General features: G+C 40.8%; 12 protein-coding genes and 1 pseudogene. 7 read left to right on the top strand and 6 right to left on the bottom strand.

Features of this window, described 5'->3' with window-relative positions; genetic code table 11:
- Positions 1-129: 129 nt before the first annotated feature.
- Positions 130-378: pseudogene (locus AC25JC_RS09680) on the top strand (AbiJ-NTD4 domain-containing protein); the annotation flags it as partial.
- Positions 379-444: 66 nt separating this feature from the next.
- Positions 445-765 carry a hypothetical protein gene (locus AC25JC_RS09675; protein WP_486923940.1) on the top strand — a complete coding sequence of 107 codons (321 nt, stop codon included), beginning with the start codon at positions 445-447 and terminating at the stop codon, positions 763-765.
- 222 nt (positions 766-987) lie between these two features.
- Here AC25JC_RS09675 and blaOXA read toward each other — a convergent pair whose 3' ends face one another.
- The gene (blaOXA, locus tag AC25JC_RS09670) at positions 988-1,839 is read right to left on the bottom strand and encodes a class D beta-lactamase (protein WP_486923939.1); all 852 of its coding nucleotides are present in this window, start codon (positions 1,837-1,839) and stop codon (positions 988-990) included.
- A gap of 202 nt (positions 1,840-2,041) precedes the next feature.
- On the opposite strand from blaOXA, the gene AC25JC_RS09665 reads away from it, so the two are divergent.
- Positions 2,042-2,851 (top strand): toxin-antitoxin system YwqK family antitoxin, encoded by an 810-nt coding sequence (locus tag AC25JC_RS09665; RefSeq protein ID WP_486923938.1) that lies wholly within the window; start codon positions 2,042-2,044, stop codon positions 2,849-2,851.
- A 41-nt stretch (positions 2,852-2,892) separates the two neighbouring features.
- On the opposite strand, the gene AC25JC_RS09660 is transcribed toward AC25JC_RS09665, so the two are convergent.
- The gene (locus AC25JC_RS09660) at positions 2,893-4,599 is read right to left on the bottom strand and encodes a GGDEF domain-containing protein (protein WP_486923937.1); all 1,707 of its coding nucleotides are present in this window, start codon (positions 4,597-4,599) and stop codon (positions 2,893-2,895) included.
- A gap of 1,096 nt (positions 4,600-5,695) precedes the next feature.
- Between AC25JC_RS09660 and omp33-36 the strand changes: the two genes are divergently transcribed.
- The gene (gene omp33-36 / locus AC25JC_RS09655) at positions 5,696-6,592 is read left to right on the top strand and encodes a porin Omp33-36 (RefSeq protein ID WP_180066450.1); all 897 of its coding nucleotides are present in this window, start codon (positions 5,696-5,698) and stop codon (positions 6,590-6,592) included.
- Between the two features lie 58 nt (positions 6,593-6,650).
- On the opposite strand, the gene AC25JC_RS09650 is transcribed toward omp33-36, so the two are convergent.
- Positions 6,651-7,346: an ion channel gene (locus tag AC25JC_RS09650; RefSeq protein WP_180008803.1), complete on the bottom strand. Its 696-nt coding sequence runs from the start codon at positions 7,344-7,346 to the stop codon at positions 6,651-6,653.
- Positions 7,347-7,597: 251 nt separating this feature from the next.
- Between AC25JC_RS09650 and AC25JC_RS09645 the strand changes: the two genes are divergently transcribed.
- On the top strand, positions 7,598-7,972 hold the full coding sequence (locus AC25JC_RS09645) for a hypothetical protein (RefSeq protein ID WP_486923936.1): 375 nt from the start codon (positions 7,598-7,600) through the stop codon (positions 7,970-7,972).
- A gap of 88 nt (positions 7,973-8,060) precedes the next feature.
- On the opposite strand, the gene AC25JC_RS09640 is transcribed toward AC25JC_RS09645, so the two are convergent.
- On the bottom strand, positions 8,061-9,776 hold the full coding sequence (locus AC25JC_RS09640) for a cation acetate symporter (protein WP_111884487.1): 1,716 nt from the start codon (positions 9,774-9,776) through the stop codon (positions 8,061-8,063).
- A gap of 1 nt (position 9,777) precedes the next feature.
- Positions 9,778-10,110: a DUF485 domain-containing protein gene (locus tag AC25JC_RS09635; protein ID WP_078193192.1), complete on the bottom strand. Its 333-nt coding sequence runs from the start codon at positions 10,108-10,110 to the stop codon at positions 9,778-9,780.
- Positions 10,111-10,291: 181 nt separating this feature from the next.
- Between AC25JC_RS09635 and AC25JC_RS09630 the strand changes: the two genes are divergently transcribed.
- Positions 10,292-13,780, top strand: coding sequence for a hybrid sensor histidine kinase/response regulator (locus AC25JC_RS09630; protein ID WP_078193193.1), 3,489 nt, complete (start codon positions 10,292-10,294; stop codon positions 13,778-13,780).
- A gap of 429 nt (positions 13,781-14,209) precedes the next feature.
- The gene (locus AC25JC_RS09625; protein WP_486923935.1) at positions 14,210-14,977 is read left to right on the top strand and encodes a hypothetical protein; all 768 of its coding nucleotides are present in this window, start codon (positions 14,210-14,212) and stop codon (positions 14,975-14,977) included.
- A gap of 167 nt (positions 14,978-15,144) precedes the next feature.
- On the opposite strand, the gene AC25JC_RS09620 is transcribed toward AC25JC_RS09625, so the two are convergent.
- Positions 15,145-15,795 (bottom strand): response regulator, encoded by a 651-nt coding sequence (locus tag AC25JC_RS09620; RefSeq protein ID WP_078190543.1) that lies wholly within the window; start codon positions 15,793-15,795, stop codon positions 15,145-15,147.
- Positions 15,796-15,972 lie beyond the last annotated feature (177 nt).

Genomic DNA, 15,972 nt, shown 5'->3' with positions numbered 1-15,972 from the left:
TGTATTTCATCCGCAGATTATGCATGAATATTTAAAATTCTTCGGTACAAATAATCAGCAAGAGACTGTTCGTTTTTTGATTTATGAAAGAGGCTTAATTATTACTTTAACTTTTTTAAAAAACCTACTGATTCCATTCCCCTTTTAACAGCTGATACTCTAAAACAAATTCGGGAATATTTTTTTAGTACAAACTGGCATGAAATTTATAGCTTCCTCGAAGAAACTTTACAAAATTATCCACCCTCTTTAATAAAGCAAAAAATAGATTTCATACATTCAATCAACAATATTTTAGAAAGAGAGAATAGTGCCTATCGCTTAATTGGTAATGAAATAACTCCTATTACCTCCGAACAAGAAATCCAATCCATCGAAGAAACATTAAAAAGCACCAATTCATATTCAGGTGTTCAGCAGCACTTAAATCAAGCTTTAAAATTGATGTCAGATCGTCAAAATCCTGATTATCGAAATTCAATTAAAGAGTCCATTAGTTCCGTCGAATCTATTTGTAAGATCATCACGAAAAATGATAAAGCAAGTTTAGGTCAAGCTTTAAAACTTATTGAAGATAAATATGGATTGCATGAAGCATTAAAGAAAAGTTTAAGTCAACTCTATGGGTACACTTCTGATGGAGACGGTATCCGCCATGCCATGCTTGAAGAATCGAATTTAACTTATATAGATGCTAAATTTATGCTCGTTGCATGCACAAACTTTATTAACTATTTAATTGATAAAACCAAAGATCAAAACTGAAATTCAATCACATGACGGCGACATGGATGTCGCCTGTTTGACTGGGGCAGCACGGATGTGCCCTCAGTCAAACAAAAGCATTTTGCTTACTTTTGTGCTTTCAAAAGTAAGATAAATCCTACGCAATGGAAGCTAAAACCTAATGCAAAGCGAGGACGTGCCAATTCAAAATTCAAAATTCAAAATTCAAAATTCAAAATTCAAAATTCAAAATTCAAAAAATTAACGTAAATAATGAAACACACCCAACTTATCCAATACATCCAACGTCAACTGCTTACGCTCTGCCACATCATCCCCTGCTGCCATCTGCATATTCAAACTAAACGCTGTAATCTTGCCATGACCATCATCTACCCAACCGGTATACCACCCAACTTGCGGCTCTACATCCATACCCCAACCACTCTTGGCATACAACTTTGCATCGCCACGGCTTTCAATATAAAGCATATCTTTGACTTGCTTTTGTACCGCGACATCAAACGGTAATTTCTCTGTCGCAAGCTGATACGCAAATTTGACTTCTTGTTCAGGCGTAATCTTTAACGGCCCAACCAACCAAAAATTATCCACCTGTTTGCCAATATTGGCATTACCAAAACCGACTCGGTTGACTTCTTGTTGCATTAACGCCAAACCTATTCGCCTTGCCAGTTCCTGATATACAGGCACCGCAGACGCTTGCATAGCTTCACCCAAAGTCAGGTCTTTTTCCCATGAGGGGAAAGCACGTTTTTCACCTTTCCATTTAAAAATTTCAGTGGCTGTCGCCTTCTGATGCTGCAAACCAATTAAAGCATTTAACATTTTAAAGGTAGATGCAGGAATGTATTCAGTGTGGGCGCGCTGTAAGTCATTGCCATAATGACTTAAACGCTGACCATCAAATGTGACAAATACTGCCTGTGTTTGTGCTTGATTAAATAAAGACGGAATCTCACTCACCCGTGAATTTTCTAAATTGGCTTGAGTGGTTTGTTTTAAGTGTTGAGATGAATCCAACATGCCTTCATTAGCTGTACATGCAGTCAAACTCAAGACCGTCATCAACGATAGATATATTTTTTTCATTGCACTATTTTTATGGTGTTTAAAGTCCATAGTATAAGATGAAGTTCAAACCTGAATTGTTTACTTTTCAACAGTCTTCAATCTGTCGAAAACTCAGCATATCGACTATTTATTTTTAAACAAAACATCCTTATGATGACGCCTATCGTGGACTCAACAACGAATAATTTTTAACTTTTTAAAATATAAAAGCATACTAACAATGAATAAATTTATCTTAAGTTTCAGCCTCTTATTATGTCCAATATATAGCTTTGCCGATGGCTATCTAAACGAATACATGGTGCTGTTTGTCTCGCAAGAAGACCCCGATCTTAGCCCATGGAAAGATAAGCCGCAGTGTAAAGCCCTCAGTACCCCGACACCACACAAAGGAATCTTTGAAAATCAATATGTCTATGCCAATGGCAATGCCCTAACCACCATCTTTCTGAGCAACAGCAAAATTAAAAATGGTGAATGTGAACATCTCATTCACTTTCCAGATGGTATTCAAGGCTCAGGCGTATTTGAAAGTTTCTTCCCCAACGGCAAACCCCGTAGCCGCATTACTTATAAAAATGGGGAGTACGAGGGCAAACTTGAGTTTTGGTTTGCCAATGGGATAAAAGAACAAGAAAGTAGCATCATCAATGGTGAGTCGCAGGGGGATTACAAAATTTGGCATCCGAATGGCCAACTGGCTTTTTCTCAAAATTATAAAAATGGGATCGAGCATGGCCTGCGCCAACGCTGGTACAGTAATGGTAAACCGTGGACCTATGCCAATTTTCAAAACAATAAATTGATTGGCGAGCTGAAAATGTGGTTTGAAAACGGCAAACTAGAACGCCAAGGTTATTATCGTAATGGCGTTCGTCATAACAGTTATAAAATTTGGTATGACAATGGGCAACCTGAAGCGGTGCTTCAGTACGATTTAGGCAAAATTACCCAAGCCCAGTGTTGGAATGTAGATGGTAGTCAAATGAACCAACAAGCCTGCAATAAATTATATAAAGATGAAGATTAATTCATTTTTTTGGCTAACTATATGAATCTGCCAAGCTGCGTTTAGACTGAAACACGATCACGCCCCGCAGCTTTGGCTTTAAACAATGCTTGGTCTGCTCGCTCTAATAAATCGATCCAGTTTTCGGCCCCCACTGCCACTCCAATACTCACAGTCACAATGAGATCGGCTTCGTCCTCTGCCAAATTAAAATTCACATGCTGAATATCGTGCCGTATAGTTTCGGCAATGTGTTGGGCTTTGAGCATATTAATCCCCTCGATCAGGACTAAAAACTCATCTCCACCATATCGCACCACCAAGTCGGATGAACGAATATGTTTTCGTAATTGATTGGCAACATGTTGAATCACCAAATCGCCGACAATATGCCCATAGCGGTCATTCACCTGTTTAAAGTGATCAATATCAATCACGATCAGTGCTGTATGTAAAAAGCCTGAATTTTGGCTGTCGCGAAATTTAATATATTCATCTAAGGCAAAACGATTGGCGACATTGGTGAGTGAGTCAGTATTGGCAATATGTTTAAGCTGAAATTCAAAGGCATCACGCTGTTCCAACATGTTTTCAATATGCTGAATGGCATCAAATAAACTGAGATAACCTACTTTGGCAGGTTCAATCACGCCTTGATCCATTTGTCGGTGCCGAGCCAGTTTAAATAACTGATTACGAGCACGAATTAAAGGTTCAAACACCCATTTCTTGGCATAGAACATCGTTAATAATGCAGTCAGTAATGACACGAGCGAGACAAAAAGCATGAAAATCAATTTATTTCGCGCTTCACGTTGTTCATCCGCAGCTACTTTGAGACTGTAATCTAAAATATAACTTTGCAATTCCACCACTGTGACAAATTTGTTGACCATTGCATCAGTGAGCTGGGTGCCATCCATGTGATAACGCTGATGTTGAAGACTTTTTTGAGTCAAACCATCAATAATTGGCAAACCTTTATCTAAAAATTCCGTCCTTACCGCATGATGTAACTGTTTAAACTCGGGAGTTTTGTCATGTTCAGACTGCACGACATTGATCAATTCCCATAGATAGCGTGTTTGACGCTGGGTTTGTAAACTCCGCGCTAAATTTTGCTCTGGAATTTCCTGTTGAAATGATACCGCAGCCATAATATTTGATGCGACTCTTCCCGCCTGATCACGTAATTCTGCCAGTAATAAAATCAGCGTGTAATAATTCGATACACGGGTATCTTTACCATGTGAATGATTGACCAATTTCTGCATGGCAATATAGCTTTGATCCCAAGCTTGGAACATCGCCAAAATGGCATGATCCAATTTTTTAGCTTCACGCTGTTGTGTCGGCAGCGCAATATATTGATCGACCGTTTTGCGACCCTGCAACAAATATGGATATAAATTGGACTCTAACTGCTGGGCGATCGGTGCAAAGCCCGTTTCTTTTAAAACTTTCAGTGTATCTTGATATTGCCGATCAACGCCTTGACGATATTCAGCCAACTCAATAATTTTTTGCTCGCGCTGTTCACCTTGACTCGACATTGCACTGTTAGCTGGCGCACGTTCACGGGAAATTTGGTTGCTTAAATCTGCCACCATTTTCAGCATCTGAATTTCTTTCAGCGCTTCGGCACTTTTGAGGTAATGTTGATTGCTGCTCACAATCAATGGAACACTGATAAATACGATAGACAAGACGATTACTAGCATCGCAAGTTGCAAGCGCTTACTAATATGCTCTGTTCGTAATGTTTCCATCTATTTTATGCCCCACACTTGTTGCATACCCCAACCCACTTCTCAACTAAACGCGGGAATATTTAAATTAATGACCAATAATTTATTAATTTGTAAAGTGAACATTTATAGCTCTAAATTCTATATAAATGTGCTTAATCTGTCACATTTATATCACTTTAGAACGAGATAATTTGCTAAAAAACAGCAGCATATTTCAAAGCGAAATATTTTTTATTAACTTGTTTAAATAAATATTTACAATTGCAATAAATTGGTGCAGAATGCACCGTATTAGGGCACACTAGATTTCTTCCTCAGCAGAATATTTTAGTTTCCCGAAAATTTTGGCTAAAAAATCCTGATTTTCCTTGAAAATCAGGATTTTTTTTGTCTATATCACTTTAATTGAAAGATAAATAGAATTATTAACGCACCATAAAAGTGCATTTATTTCTACGAGATATTTGCTCTATATTTTATCTTTAATATAAAGTTGCATTTTTGAACAAAAAAAAGCCCAACCTTGGGGAAAGCTGGGCGAATAAAAAACAATAATGGAGAATCAGGGTCAAAGTCACACTTTTAAACCGTGTGACGACTCGATTGGCAAATTATGAATCAAATAAAACCTGATGTAAAGCCAAGTATTTCACTAGGATATTAAAAATATCACAAAGATACATATTTAAGTGACATATCCCTCAAACTCACAACAAAAATGTCTATTTAATATACAAATAAGTGATTTTAGCCCAACAATTCAGCAGTCAAAGTCCCGATTTATTACCTCAAATGCGTGAAAAGCGTTAGAATTTACCCACTACAATAAATGTTATTTTGAATTAAAATAACAATAATAATTGTTATTTTAGATTGAAAAGTTGTGTATTTTTTCAAATGTATTTTTTTAATTAAGAATTTAATCAAACTTACTTAATTGTTCTCAATGATTTTTTTTCAGTGACTTATTAGTTAGAGTAAAAACTGAATTTCTTATTATGAAATAAAGATCTGAGTCAGAGACTGAATAATAACCTTTAGGATCATTGACTTAATATATTGTTACAATACAATGCTCAATGTTTAATCCATTTGTAACAACTGGTAGAAAATCATGAAAAAACTCGGTTTAGCCACTGCTTTATTATTAGCCATGACCGGTGCTCAAGCTTACCAATTTGAAGTTCAAGGCCAAGCAGAATACATCGACAACACTGCAAACGACAAAGACTTCACAGGCGCTGTTCAAGGTACTTACTACCTTAAAAACGTTGACTCTACAAAAGGTCCTTTAGCTGAAGCTGCTTTCCTAAACCATGCATCTAATGTTTCTGCTGCTTATAGCTATGGCGAAACTAGTGAAGCTGGTGAACGCGATGCTGTTCACGTATATGGCGTGAAAGGTGAAGCTTACATTCCAACTAAAGTAGTACCTGCTTATGCAAGTGCTTCTTATAACCACACTATCGTAGATAGCAAAACTGGTAATGCTGATGACAATGGCGACCGTTATGCTTTAGAAGTTGGTGCTCTTCTTAAACCTAACTTCTTAGTTGCAGTTGGTTATACAAGCGTTGCTGATCAAGCTTCTTTAGATGCATTCAACATTGTTTCAAATGGTGTTGCTAAAGCAGCTCTTGAAACGTTAACAATTTCTGAAGATCAAGACGCAATCACTGCACGTGCTAAATATGTAGGTCCAATCGATGGCACTAACATGTCAATCGGTTTTGATTCTGGTTTAGTTTATGGCGAATCTACTGCTTACAACCTAGGCACTACACTTTACCTTAACCCTAAACTAAGCGTTGGCGTTTCTTACATGGAATCTAGCTATGCTGGTTCTCCTGACAAAGCTTTAGCTGCTAACGTAAACTACTTCGTTACTCCAGCTGTTTCAGTTGGTGCTAGCTATGTAAATGCTAACTATGAAGCTAAAAACGATGCATTTGAAGATGCTGTAGCGCTTGACACTCAAACTGTTGGCGTAAATGCTAAATTCCGTTTCTAATTCATATTAGATACTGAATACCAAAAAGGACGCATTTGCGTCCTTTTTTATTCTGCCATTATTTGTCTTTGGGCTCATGGCGTTCCGGTAAATGGGCAATATATTGCAATGCTATTAAACGTGAAACGATGAGAGCCAAATACATCACCCCACAGAACATTTGAAGCATAGCCAACACCCGTGCAGGCGCGCTCACAGGCATGAGATCCGACAAGCCCGTGGCAGACTGCAAACTAAAACTTAAAAATAATAAATCTAACCACGACTGCATGCCCGGCTCTGCAGGATTCACAAAACTATCCGGATAAATTAGCTGACAAATGCTATAGAGAAAAGCAAAACCCCATGCGATGAGGGTAAATACTGCCCCTGCTGCAAAAAGTTCATCTTTGGTTAAATAGCGATCGGCAAACATATAGCGCAATAAGCCATAGGCTGCACTAAAATATGCGCATGCTTCAAAACCATGCGCAATAATTTGAATATTGGGATGATTTACACCGAGCATAATCAAAGTAGAAAACAATACGGCGCAGCCAACAAAACTCAGTCCTAGAATCGTAAACATTGGAGTTTGGCGAATCACTTTGGCAATGATCAATAGTACCGACACCCCAAGTACCCAAATTAGCGCACGAAAAGACAGACTTTCTCGGGTAATCGCGGTTAAAACCAAGATCAGAAACTGCACCAGTAACAGCCATGCTGAGGGTAAAAGTCTAAAGCTTTTCCAAAAATCTACAAAACCTTGCATTATTTTCAATCTCTATATTTTTTTCATGCGCTGAAATGATCGATCTGAAGCATCATCAACTGATTGATTTTAAATTAGCACGAAGTGAGTTTTTTTTAATGCAAAAATTTGTTGATCTTAATCTAAAAAAGCATCCATATGAGCACTGTTCTAGCTGGGTTTCTTATTACCAAAGAGGTTCAAAAAACCTACTGTAAGTTTCAGTTTTCAGGCACATATTCAAAGGAATCTCCTACGTGGTAGATTTCATTATGAAAAAACATCTCGTATTTGCACCCCTCTGTCTGCTCATGCTCTCTGCCTGTACACAAAACAGTCCGCTCCTCAAAGGCCATGAAAATTATGTGGGGATTTGGCAAAACAACCACAGTGAATTAGTGATCAAATCGTCGGGCGAAGTGACGTATTACCATCAAGAACATACTGAAAAAAGTATTGCCAACCAAACCTTCAGTGGTGCTGAACAGTCGCGAATAAAAGCCCATTTGAGCAGTTTTGGTGATCAGAGCTTTAGCATCGGTCAGGATAATTTCTCTCAACAATTCACCATTCAGCGCTCGCCTTATCAAGATGATCAAGGCCATTGGAAAATGTCGATCAATGGAGAAAATTATACACGCAAATAGGACAGAGATTTGTCTACAAACCTCTGCGTCATATCATTCACTAAATATAAAAAAAGCCCCTTATTAGGGGCTTTTTAGGCGATTCAGATTAGTGATCTGAAGCACCAGAGATACCAATGCCAGTTTGTGAACGTACATACTGTGCATCGAATGCTTTACGCTCAGCTTGTGCTTGTGCTGAATTATCAGTTACAGAGAACAACCAGCAGCAGATGAATGCCAATGGCATTGCAAAGATAGCAGGACCATTGAATGGGTTAATTGGTGTTTCAGAGATTGCGAATGTATCTACCCAAACTGCTTTAGACAATACAATTAGAATCACAGCAGTTGCTAGACCAACCACACCACCAATCACTGCACCACGCGTCGTTAAACCTTTCCAGAACATCGACAATACAAGCACTGGGAAGTTTGCACATGCAGCTACAGAGAATGCAAGACCGACCATGAATGCAACGTTTTGTTTCTCGAACAAGATACCTAAAATCATTGCGAAGATCGCAAGACCTAAAGTCGCGATTTTAGACATACGAAGTTCAGATTCAGGTGTAGTTTGACCTTTCTTGAATACGTTTGCATACAAGTCATGTGAAATTGCTGAAGCACCAGACAATGTTAGGCCTGCAACTACTGCAAGAATTGTTGCGAATGCTACCGCTGAAATAAAGCCCATGAACAAGTCACCGCCCAATGCATCAGACAAGTGAACCGCAGCCATGTTGTTACCACCAACAAGTTCTAACTTGCCAGTTACCGCCATTTTCGCTACATCAAGGAATTGTGGGTTGTTTGAAACATAAAGGATCGCACCAAAACCAATGATGAAAGTCAGTAGGTAGAAGTAACCAATGAAACCTGTTGCTACAACCACAGATTTACGCGCTTCTTTAGCATCTTTTACAGTAAAGAAACGCATCAAAATATGTGGAAGACCTGCTGTACCGAACATCAATGCAAGGCCTAGAGAGATCGCATCAATTGGGTTGGCTGCAAGTTTACCTGGACCCATAATGTTTGCAGCTTCAGCTAAAGATACGTCATGTACTTTAGAGAAAACTTGAATCGATTGAGTGAACATTTCAGAGAAGCTGAAGCCCACGCCTTTCATGACCATGAATGCCATGAAGCTTGCGCCAGAAAGTAGCATCACTGCTTTAATGATCTGTACCCAAGTTGTTGCCAACATACCACCGAAGATTACATAAGCCATCATCAGTAGACCAACGATCACAACCGCAATGTTGTAGTTCAAACCGAATAGCAGTTTAATCAACTGACCTGCACCCACCATCTGTGCAATCAGGTAGAACGCTACAACCACAAGCGAGCTTACTGCTGCAAGGGTACGGACAGGTTTCTCAGCTAGACGGAATGACACCACGTCAGATAAGTTGAACTTACCTAAGTTACGCAGACGCTCAGCCACCAAGAACAATACGATTGGCCAACCCACCATAAAGCCCAATGAATACAGCAAGCCGTCAAAGCCTGAACTGAATACCATTGCGGAAATACCGAGGAACGATGCTGCTGACATATAGTCACCGGCAATCGCTAAACCATTTTGGAAACCCGAAATACCACCACCCGCTGTATAGAAGTCAGCTGTGTTGGTGGTTTGCTTCGCTGCCCATTTGGTAATAAACAAAGTCAAGCCAACAAAAATTGCGAACATGATAATCGCATGCCAGTTGGTCGCTTGTTGCTGTGCTTCACCTAAATCTGGTCCAGCCATTGCCATGCTTGACATGAGCAGAGCAGGAGCCGCTAATACTATTGCTTTCAATGAATTCCATTTCATCTTAGTGCGGTCCTTTTTCTTGAGTAATTGCTTCTACTTCACGCATTGCTTCTGCGTTTAATGCATCCAACTTGTTGTTTGCAATATACGAATAAACACCACACAGTAAGAATGACAATACGATAATGCTTAGACCTAATGGCATACCAATCGTGGTCACACCACCACTCACGGATTGCATCAAGAACTCTTTGTTATAGCCCACAAGGAGCATAAAGCCGACATAGACCACCAACATGATGATCGTCAAAGTCCAGCTCAACTTACTTTTACGGCTGACCATTTCCTTAAATTTTGGATTCTGTAGAATTTGTTCTACCTGTCTCTCATCCATAATATTCTCCTTACGCCGAACCTTGGCGCGCAATTTTCTAATTCGAATTATTTCGAAGCTAAACTTACCAATGTTCCTTATCTCTTGTAATTTAGACTTTGGTCGTTAAATTTTGAGCAATAACCTTCCTAAGCCTATGGATGCGTTATCATTAAGCGAGAATTAATATGCTGCAGGCTCTATGAATAGTTGGCTTATCGTCGGGGTATTGGCCCTTTACATCGCATTACTCTTTGTATGTGCATTCTTTGGTGAAAAGCATGCCAGCAGGCTCAGTACTCGCGGCAGAATGCTTCTCTTTAGTCTAACTTTAGGGGTGTATTGTTCATCTTGGACATTTTATGGCGCAACGGGTGCCGCCGTTCGTGAGGGCATTATTTTCCTACCAATATATCTGGGACCGCTGCTATTTGTTGCGCTCGGCTATGATATTTGGCGACGTTTAGGGCGTGTCCGTCAGCATCATGCCATTTCATCGATTGCCGACTTTGTAGCAGCACGATATGGTAAAAGTGGCCCCTTAGCTTCACTGGTCACGATCCTTGCCGTGATTGCCATTATTCCCTATTTAGCCTTGCAGCTACGTGCGATTGCCCTAAGTGCAACGGTCATTTTAGAACCGACCGCTGGTCTGACAGGTACCACCAATAGTGTGCTGTTTTTGACCGGTGTATTGGCGATTTTGGCGATGATGTTTGGGACACGACAGATTGCCAATACTGAACAGCACGGCGGCTTAATGTTGGCTGTGGCATTTGAGTCTTTCGTCAAGCTGTTTGCACTACTTGCAGTCGCATTTTTCTTTGTTTTTGAATCACCTGAAAACATGGCGCAAATCAGCCATGACATTAGCAGTACATTTAAAGATGTCCAGCTCAAAGGTGTGCCAGAAAGCTTTTGGATTCAAACATTATTGGCTGCTTTAGCGATTATTTGTCTACCACGTCAGTTCCATGTCGCGGTGGTTGAACTGCGAGATGAAAAGCATATTCGTGGTGCTCGTCGTTGGTTTGCCATTTATCTGATTTTAACCATTATCGCGATCATCCCGATTGCCAGTTGGGCGCTGCATGCAGCACCTGCCTACTTGGCAATCCCCGATGTTGCTGTGCTCTCACTGCCTTTAAGTTATAACCAAGACTGGTTGACTTTACTTGCCTTTCTCGGTGGGTTTTCAGCTTCGACAGGTATGCTGTTGGTGTCTTCAGTGGCTTTGTCGATTATGCTCAGTAATGACTTGATCATGCCTGCACTGTGGCGTACACGCTTATTGTCACGTCATGACAAACGCCTACCACTCGTACTGAAATTCACACGTCGTGTGTGTATTTTAGCGGTCATGTTATTGGGCTTCTTGTTCTTCCATTTCTTCAATGACATTGACCAATTATCGGTATTTGGCCTATTGGCCTTCAGTGCTGTGGCTCAGTTTGCACCGGCGCTAATTGGTGGTTTGTATTGGCGTGGCGGAAGCAAGCAAGGTGTATATGCGGGTCTGTTGGTCGGTTTTGGCATGTGGGCTTATACCCTGTTATTACCAACCGTATTGCGTAGCCTACCTGAACAATTTAAAACATTTACCGAAAATCTTTTAAGTCAGGGTCCGCTAGGCTTGAGTTGGTTACGTCCTGAAGCACTTTTAGGGTTTGAATCTTTCGATCCACTTACCCATGGCGTAGTTTGGGCACTCGGTTTAAATATCACCCTCTATATTTGGATTTCCCGCGTCTTCCGTCCAAGTGTTGCCGAGCAAATTCAGGCCGAAAGTTTCTTTTATTATGAAACCAAGCCCCTTCCTGCTCAAAGTACATCGAATGACATCAGTTATATTCACCATGATGTGGCGCGCTTAAAAGTAGGTGATCTGATTACTTTGGCAAAACGCATTACCGGTGAAGGTCCAACCATGCGTGCCTTCAACCAGTTCTGCGCACAAAACAATGTCGTTTTAAATGAAAATAGCAGCGCCAACGGCATGTGGTGGCGTTTTACCGAACAGTATCTTGCCGGCACCATCGGTGCGGCATCTGCCCGTACCTTACTCACCACAGCCATGGTCAATAATGGTTTAGCACTCGGTCAGGTCGCCAATATTCTCGACCAAGCCTCACAGTGGCAGCGCTTTAACCAAAACCTGATCATGACCATGATCGACCATATGACTCAAGGTGTGTCCGTGGTTGATGAAAATATGTGTTTGGTGGCATGGAACAATCAATACCTCAAACTGTTTGATTATCCAAAAGACATTGTCTATGTCGGTTGCCCAATTTCAGACTTGATTCGTTATAACGCTGAACGCGGCGAATGTGGTCCCGGTTCAGTCGAAGAACATGTGCGTAAACGCATGCATTGGATGCAAGTCGGCAGCGCACACGAATTTGAACGGATTCGTAAAGATGGTCGTGTGATTCAGATGCGCGGCAACCCAATCGAAGGCGGTGGTTTCGTCACGACCTTTGCCGATATTACCGCATTCCGTGAAAATGAAGCCTTGCTTGAAGGGCGTGTACAAGACCGTACCCAACAGTTGGCAGACGCCCTGTCTGAACAACAATTGGCACGTGAGCAAGCTGATAAAGCCAATATGTCGAAAAGCCGCTTTATCGCTGCCGCAAGCCATGACTTATTGCAACCGATGCATGCTGCGCGCCTGTTTAGTACCGCCCTCGAGCAAAGCGTACAAAATGATGATGATCGTAAAACGCTTCAGCAACTTGATCGTGCGCTGCATGGTGCGGAAAGTATGCTCTCTGCCCTCTTGGACATTGCACGACTCGAAGGCGGAACCATTCAACCGAAACGTCAGCCCTATCCGCTGCATGACTTACTCAGTGATCTTGAACTGCAATTTAAATCGATTGCAGCACAGCGTAATATCAAACTGACCGTACACGATGCTCAGTTCTGGATTGACACGGACCCACAGTGGATTCGTCGTATTATCCAAAACTTCGTCAGCAATGCCCTACGCTATACGGCGCGTGGTCGTGTTGTGGTGGGTGTGCTACGTTCAGCACGTCCGGGGCATATTCGTATTGGCGTTTGGGATACAGGTCCTGGGATCGCGGAAGAACAGCGCATTAAGTTGTTCCAAGAGTTCGAACGCTGTGGACACACCTCTCCATGGGGTGAACAGGGTCTGGGCTTAGGTTTAGCCATCGTGCAACGCATGACCAGCTTACTCGACTACCCAGTACATGTGTTCTCAGAACTTGGTCATGGTTCATGCTTTATGATTGAAGTCCCTGTAGTCGCTGCGCCAAAAGTGGTCGCTGCACCGACTCAAGCCGTTCCGCTGAAAACCAAAGCCTATAAGATTCTGTGCTTAGACAATGATGAAACGATTTTGGAAGGGATGTCGACCTTACTGACCAAATGGGGCTATCAAGTCTTTAAAGCCACTGAACCTGAACAGGCCATGGAGTTGATTCAACAAGAAAATATTCAAGTTTGGTTGGTTGACCAACACTTAAATAATAATAAGATCGGTCTCGACTTTATTTTAGATAACCGTCAGGAAAATGTCCCTGTGGCGCTGATTACCGCAGATTCTGATCCTGAATTACCGCAACGTCTAAAAGAGTTAAACATCGTCTTACTGAAAAAACCGTTGAAACCGGCTTCACTCCGTTCATGGTTATCTGGTTTGAAGATTTCAAATCAGTAGCGCTGTTACATGACATCGCTCTGTGAAAAATAGCCCATTTCATTCACATGAAATGGGCTTTTGTTTACCTTGTTCTTACTTAAACTTACCTAACTGGCAAAAAAATTTTTCTCAGCGGCAAGATCATTCAAAATCACCCCGATATTTCGTCTATTTATTAGCCATAAATATCAAATTTTGATTGCCTATGGCAAAAGATATCGAATGCATGAGTGAACACTTGTACACTTAGTTACAATTAAAAATCTATTTGATTTAACTCAGTATTTTATAGGTTAAAATAAAAACTAAAACTTTAGTCTTATATTTAGCTGCCGCCGTTCGTTTTAAAAATATTCATAAGAAGTTGATCAGTTTCAAGCCAATTCAAGAAGCGTCATAACTCAACACTTGAGAAGCTGATCTCCCCCGCATATTAGGAGTGATCTTGTGAATATTTCAGAAACAATGCCGCATGGTTTTGATCAAAATCTACAGTTTCATCGTCAGTATGGTGCCAATGCCATTTTGCCAGAGATCGATTGGCGTCAATTATTTAAGTACAGCAAATTAAGTGATGTGCAAGTCGAAGCGTTGGAAACGCTCTATCGCAGTGCCGTTCCTCTTGCGTTACAGGTATTTGACGAACTGAATTTTGATGTCTTTGTACCGAATGCTTACAAACCCCAAGGTCTTGGCTTATTCGATCGACTGGCAGAACAAGAAGATCTACTGCTGCAAAATTTAGAAGCAGAATCCAATAGCTTAGGTTTGGACACCCGTCATCAGATTTGGAGCATGCTACTGCGTGGTGGTGCGGTCTTGGTATTTAAAGCGTGGCTCGGTAAAGTCAAAACCGACAAAAACCAGCTGGATAAAACACAGTTTGATGAATTATCCGATTTACTGTTTATTAAAACGGCGCCATTTGAATTGGCTCAACGTTTAAATGTCGATGCCAACTCCAAGCAAGACCATATCTTCCTGATGTATGACAATGATGTCTATCTGGACCGTTTTAACAGTTTAGAAACTGCAGCTCTATTTGTGGATTTGGGCGTTTATGATGCGGCTTTCCTGAGTTTACGTGATGACCGTGTCGCGGATTATCTCAAAGCGCGCGGCTATGTGACCGATGAACAAATTGATGAATTGCAATGTGCGCTCAACCCTTTGTACTGTACCGATCTGACGCCTAAGCAAGACTATATTGCTTAAGTTGAAGTGGTTTGTTTAAGTCATTGTTAAGTTGCATTGCTCTATTGCTTTTAAACCACATGTAAAGGCCTAACAGCATTTACAACGAAATGATCTAGCGCCAGCATTAGTGCTTAAACAGAAAAAAAAGACCTCCATCTTGGAGGTCTTTTTTATGGAAAAAATCCTTAGATTTTTTTTTCTTCAATATTCAGTGCATTAATTGCCAATACAGCTTGGGTTCGGTTTTGTACGCCCAACTTACGGAAAATTGCCGTTACATGCGCTTTAATAGTTGCTTCAGACACATCCAACTCATAGGCAATTTGCTTATTCAACAAACCTTCTGCCACCATCATTAACACACGGAATTGTTGCGGTGTTAAAGACTGAATACGTTCTGCCAATGCTGTTTCATCTGCAGCACGTGGGTCAAAGTTCATGTTGGCAGGTAGGTTTGGTGGCAACCAAATTTCACCTTCAAGCACTTGGCGAATCGCTTCACCAATGTGACTTGGATGCGCAGATTTTGGAATATAACCCATCGCACCATGTGCAATTGCACGTTGGATAATCGACGCTTCTTCATGCGCAGAGACCACAATGATTGGAATCGATGGATATTGTGCGCGAATATGCACCAAGGCAGAAAAGCCTGAAGCACCTGGCAAGTTTAAATCCAATAACACAAGATCAGGCTCAGGGCCATTTTCAAGACGTTCATAGCATTCATTGACTGCTGCAGTCTCATGAATTTGCGCCTGAGGCAAACTATAACGAACCGCCTGAATTAAAGCATGACGAAACAGCGGGTGATCATCAACGATTAAAATATTCATAAGCAACGTGAGAGATCTTGTGCACAATGACCCTATTCTAACCACACATGCTATGTGAAGGATATGCAAGAACTTATTTTTTTGCATTTAAAATGTAGATTTTCACCTAAAATGCGTCTTTTTTCGCATTTTCTATAAATCTTTAAATCTAATCATATTTTCATATAAAATTTATCA

This window comes from Acinetobacter sp. P37, from assembly GCF_057480965.1.
This window is presented reverse-complemented; position numbering and strand designations above follow the sequence as displayed.